The 12935-nt window shown below is 73.3% G+C and carries 13 protein-coding genes; 10 read left to right on the top strand and 3 right to left on the bottom strand.

Going from position 1 to position 12935, the window contains the following annotated elements; genetic code table 11:
* Window positions 1-16 precede the first annotated feature (16 nt).
* On the bottom strand, window positions 17-1018 hold the full coding sequence (locus tag ACTWJ8_RS03940) for a hypothetical protein (RefSeq protein ID WP_443262894.1): 1002 nt from the start codon (window positions 1016-1018) through the stop codon (window positions 17-19).
* Between the two features lie 121 nt (window positions 1019-1139).
* Entirely contained in the window at window positions 1140-1760 is a 621-nt protein-coding gene (locus tag ACTWJ8_RS03935; protein WP_356380244.1) for a TetR/AcrR family transcriptional regulator, read from the bottom strand.
* A gap of 83 nt (window positions 1761-1843) precedes the next feature.
* On the opposite strand from ACTWJ8_RS03935, the gene ACTWJ8_RS03930 reads away from it, so the two are divergent.
* The 10 genes from ACTWJ8_RS03930 (at window position 1844) to ACTWJ8_RS03885 (ending at window position 12278) form a co-directional block, all read left to right on the top strand.
* Window positions 1844-2818: an aldo/keto reductase gene (locus tag ACTWJ8_RS03930; RefSeq protein WP_443262893.1), complete on the top strand. Its 975-nt coding sequence runs from the start codon at window positions 1844-1846 to the stop codon at window positions 2816-2818.
* A 98-nt stretch (window positions 2819-2916) separates the two neighbouring features.
* On the top strand, window positions 2917-3792 hold the full coding sequence (locus ACTWJ8_RS03925; RefSeq protein WP_443262892.1) for a universal stress protein: 876 nt from the start codon (window positions 2917-2919) through the stop codon (window positions 3790-3792).
* A 210-nt stretch (window positions 3793-4002) separates the two neighbouring features.
* Window positions 4003-4770 (top strand): crotonase/enoyl-CoA hydratase family protein, encoded by a 768-nt coding sequence (locus tag ACTWJ8_RS03920; RefSeq protein ID WP_356380235.1) that lies wholly within the window; start codon window positions 4003-4005, stop codon window positions 4768-4770.
* Window positions 4767-5912: a CaiB/BaiF CoA transferase family protein gene (locus ACTWJ8_RS03915; protein ID WP_443262891.1), complete on the top strand. Its 1146-nt coding sequence runs from the start codon at window positions 4767-4769 to the stop codon at window positions 5910-5912. The genes ACTWJ8_RS03920 and ACTWJ8_RS03915 overlap by 4 nt, the downstream gene beginning before the upstream one ends.
* 23 nt (window positions 5913-5935) lie before the next feature.
* Window positions 5936-7606 carry a class I adenylate-forming enzyme family protein gene (locus ACTWJ8_RS03910; RefSeq protein WP_443262890.1) on the top strand — a complete coding sequence of 557 codons (1671 nt, stop codon included), beginning with the start codon at window positions 5936-5938 and terminating at the stop codon, window positions 7604-7606.
* Window positions 7603-8523: an acyl-CoA thioesterase gene (locus ACTWJ8_RS03905; protein ID WP_443262889.1), complete on the top strand. Its 921-nt coding sequence runs from the start codon at window positions 7603-7605 to the stop codon at window positions 8521-8523. The genes ACTWJ8_RS03910 and ACTWJ8_RS03905 overlap by 4 nt, the downstream gene beginning before the upstream one ends.
* Before the next feature lie 76 nt (window positions 8524-8599).
* On the top strand, window positions 8600-9757 hold the full coding sequence (locus tag ACTWJ8_RS03900) for an acyl-CoA dehydrogenase family protein (RefSeq protein WP_356380223.1): 1158 nt from the start codon (window positions 8600-8602) through the stop codon (window positions 9755-9757).
* A gap of 37 nt (window positions 9758-9794) precedes the next feature.
* Window positions 9795-10553 (top strand): 3-hydroxyacyl-CoA dehydrogenase, encoded by a 759-nt coding sequence (locus ACTWJ8_RS03895; RefSeq protein WP_356380221.1) that lies wholly within the window; start codon window positions 9795-9797, stop codon window positions 10551-10553.
* A gap of 35 nt (window positions 10554-10588) precedes the next feature.
* A complete protein-coding gene (locus ACTWJ8_RS03890) occupies window positions 10589-11749 on the top strand; it encodes a thiolase family protein (protein WP_443262888.1) in 1161 nt (386 codons plus the stop codon).
* Between the two features lie 52 nt (window positions 11750-11801).
* On the top strand, window positions 11802-12278 hold the full coding sequence (locus ACTWJ8_RS03885; protein ID WP_443262887.1) for a nuclear transport factor 2 family protein: 477 nt from the start codon (window positions 11802-11804) through the stop codon (window positions 12276-12278).
* Here the strand turns inward: ACTWJ8_RS03885 and paaI are convergent.
* On the bottom strand, window positions 12259-12639 hold the full coding sequence (gene paaI, locus ACTWJ8_RS03880) for a hydroxyphenylacetyl-CoA thioesterase PaaI (RefSeq protein WP_356381609.1): 381 nt from the start codon (window positions 12637-12639) through the stop codon (window positions 12259-12261). The two genes, ACTWJ8_RS03885 and paaI, sit on opposite strands and share 20 nt — an antisense overlap.
* Window positions 12640-12935 lie beyond the last annotated feature (296 nt).

Here is a 12935-nt window from a genome sequence, read left to right as displayed (position 1 = left end):
GCCCGACAGGCCCCGCTCACTCGTACATCACGTACGAAGGGCGCGGGCGCAGGCCCAGGACCTCGTCGGGGGACATCAGCCGGGAGCCGCCCTCGGTGTCCTCCTCGAAGAACAGCTTGAATCCGGTGCGGAGATCGTCGGGCAGCGCGTCGACGAGCCGCTTCCACGTGTGCCGCTTCAGCCGCGCGTCGCCTATCCCGTCCGCGCTCTTCACCATCGAGACGCCCTCCGGAACGTCGAGCTCCTGCTCGTCCTCGACGACCGACTCGGCCACCTGGTGATACACGAACACCTTCTCCGGCAGGTCGTGCTCCGCCACGAGGGACGCGAGATGGCGGGCGATCCGGGTGAGTTCGGGGCCGCTGGTGTGCCCGTACGTGTCACCGGGGATCTGGCCGGGACCCATCTCCCACTCGGGGTCAAGCGCGATGCCCACGTCCGGGTGGGCGAGCCACCGGTCGAGGGCCTTCACCTCGTCGAGGGCGTCGGCGCGGCCCGGCTGGATGTTGAGGAGGAGCAGCGCCCTGTGGCGGCGGGCGGCCTCGTGGAACGTGCGGATCGTGGAGTCGGGTGTGCGGGTGCGGTACGTGCCGTCCGGTCCCGCCGACGGGTTGGCGACGACCGCGAGGAGTTCCAGTACGGGCAGCACGTCACGGCCGTCGGCGTAGGCGCGCCCGCGCCGCTCCAGCTCGTCGACCCGGTCGTCGAGATCGCCCGTGCCGAGCCTACCCAGCGCGGTCGCCCCCGGCAGCCCGCAGTAGCCGACGAGCCGGTGCGAGGGGAACACCCGGCGCCCGCCGCGCGGCAGTTCGGGACGCGGGCGCGGGCGGCGGCTGCGGCGGTGGCTCGGAGACGGGGAGCGGGCGGCCTGCGACGTGCCCGAAGGCTCGCCCTTGCCGTCGGCGCCGGAGGTGCCGCAGCCGGCGAGGAGACCCGCCGCCGTCGTGGCGCCCGCGGCGAGCAGCGCCCGCCGCCCGGAACCGCCGCTCGCGTGCCCGGAGTTGACGTCCGTGCGCACCCTGCCTCCCGTCCGCGGCCGTACGGGGTCCCGCGCGGCCGCAGGTCGTGATCATCGTCCGTGGGGTGCGTTGCCGGTGTGAGCGGCGTGAAACGTGGGCCGACCGGGCGTGCGGTGCTGTTCAGCCACGCGGCGGGCGCAGCGCGTCGACGACGAGGTCGAGCAGGTGCCGGGTGCGGTCCGCGCGCTCCCCGGCCGCCGTGGCCAGGAACACGCCCAGCAGCATGGTGATCACGTCGTCGGCGGGCACGTCGTCGCGCAGCGTGCCCGCGCGGGCCCCCGCGTCGAGGAAGGCCGCGACCGACGCGGTCAGTCGCTCCCGGGTGTCCGCCGTGACGCCGCGCCCGGAGGCGGGGGCCAGGACGAGGCTGCCGGCCATGGCGCGCTTGGCCGTCACCAGGTCGGCGTACCGATCCATCCACGCGCGCAGGGCGTCGTGCGGCGCCAGCTGGGCGAGCAGCGGTTCGACGGCGGACGTCACCGCGTCCAGCTCGGCCGAGTAGACGGCCTCGACGAGGGCCTCGCGGGTGGGGAAGTGCCGGTAGAGGGTGCCGATGCCGACACCCGCCTCCTTGGCGACCGCGTCGAGCGGCACCGTGGTGTCCTCCCGCGTGAAGGCGGCGCGGGCGGCCGCGAGGAGGCGCTCGCGGTTGCGGCGGGCGTCGGCGCGGGCGGGGCGCCCGGTTCGCCCGGTTTGCTCGGGCTGGTCGGGTCGGTCGGACGGCTTGGATGACGCGGGCAAAGCGGAGGCTCCTCCGGTTGTGCTACCTTCGACGTAACGGAGGCTCCTCCGTTTCTTCTATCTTCGCACGAGGCGGGATTTCCATGACCTCTTCCGCGTCTTCCTCTTCTTCGTCGTCTTCTTCTGCTTCCTCCGCCGTCACCGCGCACGGCACCCCGCGCCCCGGCGGCGCGGGCCGGCTCCTCGACCGCGACGTCTCGCGGGTCGGATTCGGCGCGATGCAGCTGCCGCGCCTTGCCCCCGACCGGGCCGCTGCCGTCGCCCTGCTGCGGCGCGCCGTCGAGCTGGGCGTCGACCACGTCGACACCGCCGAGTTCTACGGCGACGGCTTCTCGAACGAGATCATCCGCGAGGCCCTGCGCCCCGACGACGACGTGCTCGTCGTCAGCAAGGTCGGCGCCACCCCCGACTCCGGAGGCCCGCTGCCGCTGCGCCTCGCCCAGCGCCCCGACGAGCTGCGGGCCGGAGTCGAGGACAACCTCAAGAGCCTCGGCGTCGACCAGGTGCCCCTCGTCAACCTGCGCCGCGCCGAGACGGGGCCCGGACTGCGCGCCGAGGGCGACCAGGTCGTCGACATCGACGACCAGCTCGCCGTCATGACCGCCCTGCGCGACGAGGGCAAGATCGGCGCCATCGGGCTCAGCAACGTCGGCCTCGACGAGCTGCGCCGCGGACTGCCCGCCGGGATCGCCTGTGTCCAGAACGCGTACAGCCTCGTGGCCCGCGACGACGAGGAGCTGCTGCGGCTCTGCCTCGCCGAGGGCATCGCCTGGGTGCCGTACTTCCCGCTGGGCAGCGCCTTCCCCGGCATGCCCAAGGTCACCGACGAGCCCGCCGTCGTCACGGCCGCCGAGACCCTGGGCGTGAGCCCGGCGCAGGTCGGCCTCGCCTGGCTGCTCCACCACGCCCCGAACGTCCTGCTGATCCCGGGCACCGCCGACCCCGACCACCTGGCGGCGAACGTCGCGGCGGGCGACGTGGCCCTCGACGCGGCGACGGTCGCCGCCCTGGACGCCGTGCCGACGCGCGCGGGCGACATCGAGATGGGGCACGAGTGAGCCATCCGCGCCGATGAGCCGTCGCCCGCCGTGCGAAGGGCCGCTCCTGGGGCCAGTCTGGAAGTGACCGGACAGTCCGGCAGGAGGAAGGGGCGCACATGGCGGGCCACGTGCTGGTCGGAGCCGACGGGTCGGAGTCGAGCCTGGAGGCGGTCGCCGTCGCCGCGCACGAAGCGCGCCGCCGCGGACTCGGCGTGCGCGTCGTGACCACCTTCAACGTGCCGGCGCACCGCATCCGGCACGGCACGACGTCCACGGACTCCGCCGAGCCCGAGCTGCGCGCCCGGGCCGAGGAGGTCGTCGCGGAGGCCGTGGAGCAGGCCAGGGCCGCGGAGCCCGAACTCGCCCCGGTCGAGGGCGAGGCCGTCAGGGGCGAGGCGCTCACCGTCCTCGCGGGCCGCTCCCGCGACGCCACCCTGGTCGTCGTCGGCAGCCGCGGCCTGGGCGCCTTCTCCGGCCTGCTGATCGGCTCGGTCGCCGTGCACCTCGCCGCGCACGCCGACTGCCCCGTTCTCGTCGTACGCGGCCGGGCGCACCCCGAAGGGCCCGTCGCGGTGGCCGTCGACGGCTCCGACGCCGCGAAGGCGGCGGTCGAGACGGCCTTCGAGGCCGCCGCGCAGCGCGAGGTCGGGCTGCTCGCCGTGCACGTGTGGAACACCTGGAGCGGCACGGGCCCGGCGGGGCCCGGCGGCCCCGCCCCGCTCTGGTTCGACACGGACAAGCTGCGCGAGGACAGCGAGCAGACCCTGACCGGGGCGCTCGCGGCGGGCCGCGACCGGCACCCCGACGTCGAGGTCGAGGCGCGCTCGGTGCACGGCCGGGTCCGCCAGAGCCTCATCGAGACGTCGCAGGACGCGGGCCTCCTCGTGGTGGGCGCGCGCGGCCGCGGCGGCTTCCAGGGGCTGCTGCTCGGCTCGGTCAGCCAGGCGCTGCTGCACCACGCGGACTGCCCGGTCCTGGTCACGCGCCGCTGACACGCCCCCGCGGCCGGACGATGTCGGCCGCCGAACACCCCACCTTCGTCCCGGAATTGATCACGGGTCTGGACAGCCCGGCTCCCACCCTCGTAGCTTAACGAATGTTCAATGCGGGGTGGGCGAGGCCGAGCCGTGCCGGGCGGGGCGGTCGTCGACCGCTCCGTTCGCAGCGTACGCAGTCCGCGACCCACTTTCGGGAGCCCCGCCATGACCGACGCCGTGCTCAGCGAATTCCGTGCCGACGGGATCACCGTCATCACCCTGAACCGTCCCGAGGCCCGCAACGCGGTCAACCGGGTCGTCGCCGAGGGCGTCGCCGCCGCGCTGGACGAACTCGACCGCAGGGACGACCAGGTGGTGGGCGTGATCACCGGCGCGGGCGGCAGCTTCTGCTCCGGGATGGACCTCAAGGCGTTCCTCGCGGGGGAGCGGCCCGTCGTCGAGGGGCGCGGTCTCGCCGGGATCACCGAGGCGCCGCCGCGCAAGCCCGTGATCGCCGCCGTCGAGGGATACGCCCTCGCGGGCGGCTGCGAGATCGCGCTCGCCTGCGACATGGTCGTCGCCGCGCAGGACGCCAGGTTCGGCATCCCGGAGGTCAAGCGCGGGCTCGTCGCCGCGGCCGGCGGGCTGCTCAGACTCCCCAGGCGCATCCCGTACTCCGTCGCCCTGGAGATCGCCCTCACCGGCGACTTCCTCGACGCCGGACGCGCCCACACCTACGGACTCGTCAACCGGCTCACCGCGCCGGGCGGCGCCCTCGACGGCGCGCTCGAACTCGCCCGCGCCATCGCCGCGAACGGCCCGCTCGCCGTCCGCGCCACCAAGGAGATCGTCGCGAACGCCCAGCACTGGAGCGCCGACGAGTCCTGGGAGCGGATGCGCGAACTCGCCGCCCCCGTCATGGAGTCCGACGACGCCCGCGAAGGCGCACGGGCATTCGCCGAGAAGCGCGCCCCGCGCTGGACCGGCCGGTGACCGCCGGACCGCTCGCCGGTATCCGCGTCGTCGAGCTGGGCGGCATCGGCCCCGCCCCGTTCTGCGGCATGCTCCTCGCCGACCTCGGCGCCGAGGTCGTCAGGATCGACCGCCCCGGCGAGGCGGGCCGGGCCAGTCCGCACCCGGTGATCCTGCGCGGACGCAGCTCCGTCGCCCTCGACCTCAAGGCCCCCGAAGGCGCGGAAGCCGCACGGAAGTTGATCGCCCGCAGCGACGCCGTCGTCGAGGGCTTCCGGCCCGGTGTCGCCGAACGCCTGGGCCTCGGCCCCGACGTCCTGCTCGCCGCCGACCCCGCGCTCGTGTACGGGCGGATGACCGGCTGGGGCCAGGACGGGCCGCTCGCCCAGGAGCCGGGGCACGACATCAACTACATCGCCGTCGCGGGCGCGTTGCACACCATCGGCGCCGCGGACGGCGACCCCGTGGCGCCGCTCAACCTCGTCGGCGACTTCGGCGGCGGAGGCATGCTGCTCGCGCTCGGCCTCGTCAGCGCCCTGCTGCACGCCCGCGCCACGGGCGTCGGGCAGGTCGTCGACGCCGCCATGACCGACGGCACCGCCCTGCTGCTCGCCATGACCTACGGATTCCTCGCCCAGGGTGCCTGGCAGGACCGGCGCGGCGCGAACGTGCTCGACGGCGGCGCGCCCTTCTACGCCGTGTACCGCTGCGCCGACGACCGGCACATCGCCGTCGGCGCCATCGAGCCGCAGTTCTACGCCGCCCTGCTGCACGTCCTCGGCCTCGACACCGACGAACGGTTCGCCCGGCAGCGCGACCGCTCCAACTGGCCGGCCATGAAAGCCGAGTTGACGCGGATTTTTGCCACCCGCACCCGCGACGACTGGGCGGAACGCTTCGAAGGCCAGGGCGCCTGCGTCTCGCCCGTCCTGTCCCTCACCGAGGCGCCCGAGCACCCGCACAACACCGCCCGCGCCACCTTCCGGCGCGGCCCGCACGGCGGCCACGAACCCGCGCCCGCCCCGCGCTTCACCGCCACCCCGCCCGGCGATCCCGCCCCAGCCCCGCCCGTGGGTGCCGACACCGTGCGGGTCCTCACCGCGCTCGCCGGGCTCACCCCCGAAGACGTCGACACGCTCCGTGAGAAGGGAATCGTCGGTTGACGACGCGCTACGTGCCTCCGGGCATGCCCCAGAGCCTCACCTACCCCGACGCCGCCGTCGGCGACCTGCTCGCCGGAACCGCCCACCACCACCCCGACCGCACCGCCCTGAGCGACGGCGAACTCACCTCCACCTACGCCGAGTTGTACGTCACCGCACTGCGCCTCGCCACCGGCCTGCGCGAGCGCGGCGTGCGCCCCGGCGACGCCGTCGCCCTGCACCAGCCCAACTCGGCCTGGTTCACCGTCACGTACTACGCCGTCCTGCTCGCCGGAGCGGTCGTCGTCCCCGTCAACCCGGCGCTGCCGCCCACGGCGCTGCGCGAGCAGCTCGACGAGGCGCGCGCCGTCGCCGCGTTCACCCACCCCGCCACCGCGGCCGCGCTCGCCGAGGCCGCCGCGCCGGGCCTTCGCCTGACCGTCCTCGTCCCCGCCACCGACACCGCGCCCGCCCCCGAGGGCGCACGGCCCGTCGGCACCCCGCTGGAGGACGTGCTCGCGGCCGAGCCGGGGGAGCGGGCCGTCGTCGGCGGCGGCGACCTCGCGCACCTCGCGTTCACCGGCGGCACCACCGGCCGCTCCAAGGCCGTGCGCGTCCTGCACCGCAACGTCCTCGCCAACGCCCTCCAGATGGCGTGCTGGCGCGGCGCCGCCGTGCCCCGCACCGACGCCGCGGGACGGGTGCTCCTGGAGACCGTCCCGGAGGCGCGGACCCCGCACACCCTGGACCTCGGCACCGCCACCGCCGTGGCCCTCGCCCCGCTCTTCCACGCCATGGGGCTCGTCGGCCAGTCCGTCAGCGTCGCCGTGGCCAGTACGGTCGTGATGGCCGGCCGGTTCGAACCCCGCCGCTTCGCGCGGCTCATCGAGGAGCACCGCGTCACCTCCGTGCCGGGATCGCCCGCCCTCTTCCACGCCCTGCTCGCCCTGCCCGGCGTCGACGAACTCGACCTGTCGTCGGTGCGCAGCGTCAACTCCGGTGCCGCGCCCGTCGACACGGACACCATGCGCCGCCTCGGCAGCCTCTTCCCGAACGCCACGATCGTCGAAGGCTATGGGCTCACCGAGGCCACCATGGCGCTCGCCGCGCACCCGCTCGTCGCCGACAACCCGGTGCCCGAGGGAAGCGTCGGCGCGCCCGTCTTCGACACCGAGATCGAGATCAGGGACCTGGGCTGCGGCCCCGCCCTGCCCGTCGGCGCGACCGGTGAGGTGTGGGCGCGCGGCCCGCAGGTCACCGACGGCTATCAGGGCCACCCCGACCTGACGGCCGAGCAGTTCCAGGACGGCTGGCTGCGCACCGGCGACCTGGGCCGCGTCGACGAGGACGGCTGGCTGTACCTGGTGGGACGGGCCAAGGACATGCTGATCTACAAGGGGTACAACGTGTACCCGACGCCGCTGGAGGACCTGCTGCACCGGCACCCCGCCGTCGCGGGCGCCAGCGTCATCGGGGCGCCGCGGACCGAGGTCGGCGAGATCCCCGTCGCGTACGTCGTGCCGCGCGCGGGACACCCCGCCGGACCCGAACTCGCGGAGAAACTCATGGCGTTCGTGGCCGAGCACGTCGCGCCGTACCAGCGCCTTCGCGAGATCCACTTCCTGGACGCGCTGCCCGTCTCGGCCGCGGGGAAGATCCTCAAGACGGAGCTGCGGCAGCGGTACGCGGCGGCGACGGGAGCGACACGCGTATGAGCGGCGGAACGGTCCACGAGGCGATACCGAGGGAGACGGGCGCCCCGCCACAGCCCCGCTACGGCGTGCTCGGGCAGGGCCGGCACGTCCGCGTCGACGTCACGCCCGACGGCGGCGCGTATCAGGGGCACTGCCACGCGGGACGCGCCGCTGCCCGCAGCTACGGCGGCGCCGTCCTCGCTCAGGCCCTGGACGCCGCCCACCGCAGCGTCGGCGACGACCGGGTCGTGCACTCGCTGCACGCCTACTTCCTGCGCGCCCTGTCGCCCGAGCGGCCGGTGCGCTTCACGCCCGACGTCGTACGCGACGGCCGCAGCTACTCGATGCGGCAGGTCACCGCCGAGCAGGACGGCAAGGAGGCGCTCACCATGAGCGTGTCCTTCAAGCAGCCGCAGCAGGGCGGAAGTTGGCGCCAGCCCGGCATGCCCGACGTGCCGGGGCCCGAGCGGCTCCGCAACGGCTGGGCGCACCGGCCCCAGAACCATCCGCTGCGCACGTCCGTCGAGTACCGCGAGGTGCCGATGGAGCGCCGCCCCGACGGGGTGCGCGCCGACGCGACACCGGCCGACGGCGGGCGCATCGACCGCTACGGCTGGATGCGCACGGTCGGCGCGATGCCGGACGACCCGGGCCTGCACGCCGGGGTCCTGGCCTACATGTGCGACGCCCCGCTCGCCCCCACCGCCCTGGTCGCTTACGGCGAACCGCGGCCCCGTGGCATCGCGCTCGCCTCGCTCGACCACGCCATGTGGTTCCACCGGCCCGCGCGCGTCGACGAGTGGCTGCTGTTCGCGTGCCACAGCGTCGCGGCGGGCGACGGCAGGACCTTCGCGCAGGGCGAGTTCTGGTCCGAGCGCGGGGAGCTCGTCGCCTCGGTCACTCAGGAGGCCCTGCTCCACGTACCCCGCCCGCGATAGCCCCAGGGGGCGGGTTGTCAGGGCCGTCGGGCCGACGTAACTTAACGATCGTTCTACACAGGCAGAAGGGGCCACCGTGCGCCGTACGCTGTTCAACGAGGACCACGAGGCGTTCCGCCGGATGCTGCGGGACTTCATCGCCAAGGAAGTCACCCCCGTCCACCAGGAGTGGGAGGAACAGGGACACCCGCCGCGCGACTTCTACCGCAGGCTCGGCGAGCTGGGCGTGCTCGGCGTCCAGGTCCCCGAGGAGTACGGCGGCGGGGGCGAGGCCAGCCTCAAGTTCGCGGCCGTCGCCGTCGAGGAGACGACACGTGCCGGAGTCACCTTCGGCAACTACTCGGTGCACTCGAACCTGATCCTGCCGTACCTCATGACGTACGCGACGCCGGAGCAGAAGGAGCGCTGGCTGCCCGGCTTCGTCTCCGGCGACCTGATGACCGCCATCGCGATGACCGAGCCCGGCACCGGATCCGACCTGGCCAACATCCAGACGAAGGCCGAACTCTCCGCCGACGGCACGCACTACGTCCTCAACGGTGCCAAGACGTTCATCACCGGAGGCGTCCTCGCCGACCTCGTCCTCGTCGTCGCCCGCACGTCTCCGTACGATCCCGACGACCGCCGCGGCGGCCTGTCCATCCTCGTCGTGGAGTCCGCGAGCGAGGGCTTCTCCGTGGGACGCCGCCTCCAGAAGATCGGGCTCAAGGCGTCCGACACCGCCGAACTCGCCTTCGTGGACGTCAAGGTGCCGGTCGAGAACCTGCTCGGCGAGGAGGGCAAGGGCTTTTCCTACCTGTCCCACAACCTCGCCCAGGAACGCCTCATGATCGCCCTGGGCGGCGCGGGCACGGCCGCCGCCGCGCTGCGCTTCGCCACCGACTACGTGAAGGAGCGCACGGTCTTCGGCAAGCCGGTCGCCCACTTCCAGAACACCAAGTTCGTGCTCGCCGAGTGCGCCACCGAGGTGGAGGCCGCCCAGCTGATGGCCGACCGCGCGCTCGAACTGCACGACCAGGGCGAGCTGACGGTCGCCGACGCCGCGAAGGCGAAGCTGTTCTGCACCGAGGTCGCCGGCCGCGTCATCGACAAGTGCCTGCAACTGCACGGCGGTTACGGCTACGTCACCGAGTACCCGATCGCCCGCCTGTACGCCGACACCCGCGTCTCGCGCATCTACGGCGGCACCAACGAGGTCATGAAGACGATCATCGCGAAGTCGCTCGGCCTCTGACCGCCCCGCCACCACTGGCTCCAAGAAGGGACCTGCCATGCAGATCGACGCCCAGTCCTCCGCCCTGATCACGGGCGGCGCCTCCGGCCTCGGCCGGGCCACCGCCGAGCGGCTCGCCGCCGCGGGCGCCAAGGTCGTCATCTTCGACCTGCCGACATCCGACGGCGAGAACGTCGCCAAGGAACTCGGCGCGACCTTCGTCGCCGGTGATGTCACCAGCGAGGCCGACGCCACCGCCGCCGTCGAGGCCGCCGTCGCGCTCGCCCCGCTGCGCGTCGCCGTGAACTGCGCGGGCATCGGCTCCGCCGGGCGCACCGTCGGCAAGGAGGGCCCGTACGTCCTCGACACCTTCCGCAAGGTCGTCGAGATCAACCTCATCGGCACCTTCAACGTCATCCGCCTCGCCGCCCAGGCCATGACCGGCAACGAACCGGTCGAGGGCGAGCGCGGCGTCATCGTCAACACCGCCTCCGTGGCCGCGTTCGACGGCCAGATCGGCCAGTGCGCGTACTCGGCGTCCAAGGGCGGCATCGTCGGCATGACGCTGCCGATCGCCCGCGACCTGGCACGCATGAACATCCGCGTGATGACCATCGCTCCCGGCCTGTTCGAGACCCCGCTGCTCGGCCGTCTGCCGCAGGAGGCCAAGGACTCGCTCGGCGCCCAGGTCCCGCACCCGGCCCGCCTCGGGCAGCCGGCCGAGTACGCGCACATGGTCGAGTCCATCGTCACCAACCCGATGCTCAACGGCGAGACCATCCGCCTCGACGGTGCGATCCGCATGGCCCCGAAGTAGACCGACCGACCCCCTTACCAGGTACAGGAGTTCCCATGCGTGACGCAGTCATCGTCGACGCCGTACGGACACCGGTCGGCAAGGGCAAGCCGGGCGGCGCCCTCTCCGACATCCACCCCGTCGACCTCTCCGCCCATGTCCTGAAGTCCCTCGCCGAGCGCAACGGGCTCGACCCGGCCACCGTCGACGACGTCATCTGGGGCTGTGTGTCCCAGGTCGGCGAGCAGGCGGGCGGCGTCGGCCGGTTCGCCGTGCTCGCCGCCGGCTGGCCCGAGTCGGTGCCCGGCCTCACCATCGACCGGCAGTGCGGCTCCTCGCAGCAGTCCGTGCACCAGGCGGCCGCCGGTGTCATCGCCGGGCAGTACGACATCGCCGTCGCGGGCGGCGTCGAGTCCATGTCCCGCGTCCCGATGGGCTCTTCGCGCGCGGGCGGCGTGGCCGGCAAGCCGTTCGGCCCGCTCGTCGGCGAACGCTACGACCACGTCGTCTTCAACCAGGGCGTCGGCGCCGAGATGATCGCCGAGGAGTTCGACCTCACCCGCGCCGAACTCGACCAGCACGCCGCCGACTCGCACGAGAAGGCCGCCCGCGCCATCGACGAGGGACGCTTCAAGAACCAGATCACCCCCGTCACGCTCGCCGACGGCACCCTCTTCGACACCGACGAGGGCGTGCGCCGCGGCACCACGGTCGAGAAGCTGGCCGGGCTCAAGACGCCGTTCAAGGAGGACGGGGTGATCTCCGCGGGCAACGCCTCGCAGATCTCCGACGGCGCCGCCGCGCTGCTCGTCACGACCTCCGAGGTGGCCGCCCGCAACGGCTGGACGCCGCTCGCCCGCTTCCACACGGGGGTCGTCACCGGCGTCGACCCGGTCACCATGCTCAAGGGCCCGATACCGGCCACCGCCAAGGTCCTGCAGCGGTCGGGCCTCGCGCTCGACGACATCGGCACGTACGAGATCAACGAGGCGTTCGCCTCCGTCTCGCTCGGCTGGCAGCGGCAGACCGGCGCCGACTACGCGCGCCTGAACCCCAACGGTGGCGCCATCGCGCTGGGCCACCCGCTCGGCGGCTCCGGCGCCCGCCTCATGACGACGCTCGTGCACCACATGAAGGACAACGGCATCCGCTATGGGCTGCAGTCCATGTGCGAGGGCGGCGGCATGGCCAACGCCACGGTGCTCGAACTGCTCTGACAGCGAGGCGGCGCGGGCGCATCCTGGTCTCGACAGAAGGAGTGAGCAGACCTTGACCGACGACACCGCCCGCCCGCCGTTCCCGCCCTTCACACACGACACGGCCGTGCAGAAGGTGCGCCTTGCGGAGGACGCCTGGAACACCCGCGACCCCGAACGCGTCGCGCTCGCCTACACACTCGACAGCCGGTGGCGCAACCGCGCCGAGTTCCTCGAGGGCCGCGACGACATCGTCGCCTTCCTCACCCGCAAGTGGCGCCAGGAGCTCGACTACCGGCTGATCAAGGAGCTGTGGGCGTTCGACGGCGACCGGATCGCGGTCCGGTTCGCGTACGAGTGCCACGACGACTCGGGCAACTGGAAGCGCGCGTACGGCAACGAGAACTGGGAGTTCGACGAGCACGGTCTGATGCGCAGGCGGCACGCCTCCATCAACGACGTGCCGATCACCGAGGCCGACCGGCTGCTGCGCTGGCCGCTCGGGCGCCGCCCCGACGACCATCCGGGCCTCAGCGACCTGGGCCTGTAGCCACACTCCTGCTGCGGCCGCGGAACTCGGCGATCACCGCGTCGCCGCGGGTCACCCGCACGTCGTACAGGCCGCTGCGGCCGTAGCGGGTGACCTCGTGGGCGGCCGCCACCAGCACGTCGCCCTCGTGCGCGGGGGCGACGAAGGTGATGTCGGCGCCCGAGGCCACGGTGACGGGACCCTCGCTGTTGCAGGCGCAGGCGAAGGCCGTGTCCGCGAAGAGGAAGACATAGCCGCCGTGCGCGATCCCGTGCCCGTTCACCATGGCCGCCGTCACCTTCATCCGGAGCGTGGCGTGCCCCGAGCCGTGCTCCAGAAGCTCGATCCCGAGCAGCTGGGAGGCCAGATCCGCCGCGAACATCCGCTCCGCGGGCCCCGGTTCGACGCCTTCCGTCACGCCGCTTCCCCTTCCGTCGACGAACCGACCGATCATTCGGTGTGTGGTGAAGCCAAGCAATCAAGGAGGGGGAGGCTTGTCAAGGGACACCCAGGGGAGCGGCGGCCGGGTGTGTGACCCGCGAGCGACATCCGGATGAACACGAAAGGCGGGCAAATCGGTCTCCCGTCACAGCCGCGCAACGGCACCCGCCCCCCCGGACAACTCCCGCCCCACCGCACGGATCGAACCCGGTGACACACCCACCCCGCACACCTGGA

Source organism: Streptomyces sp. SDT5-1 (assembly GCF_052245995.1).
Classification (GTDB): domain Bacteria; phylum Actinomycetota; class Actinomycetes; order Streptomycetales; family Streptomycetaceae; genus Streptomyces.
The sequence above is the reverse complement of the archived record's forward strand: the minus strand, read 5'-3'. Positions and strand labels throughout refer to the sequence as shown.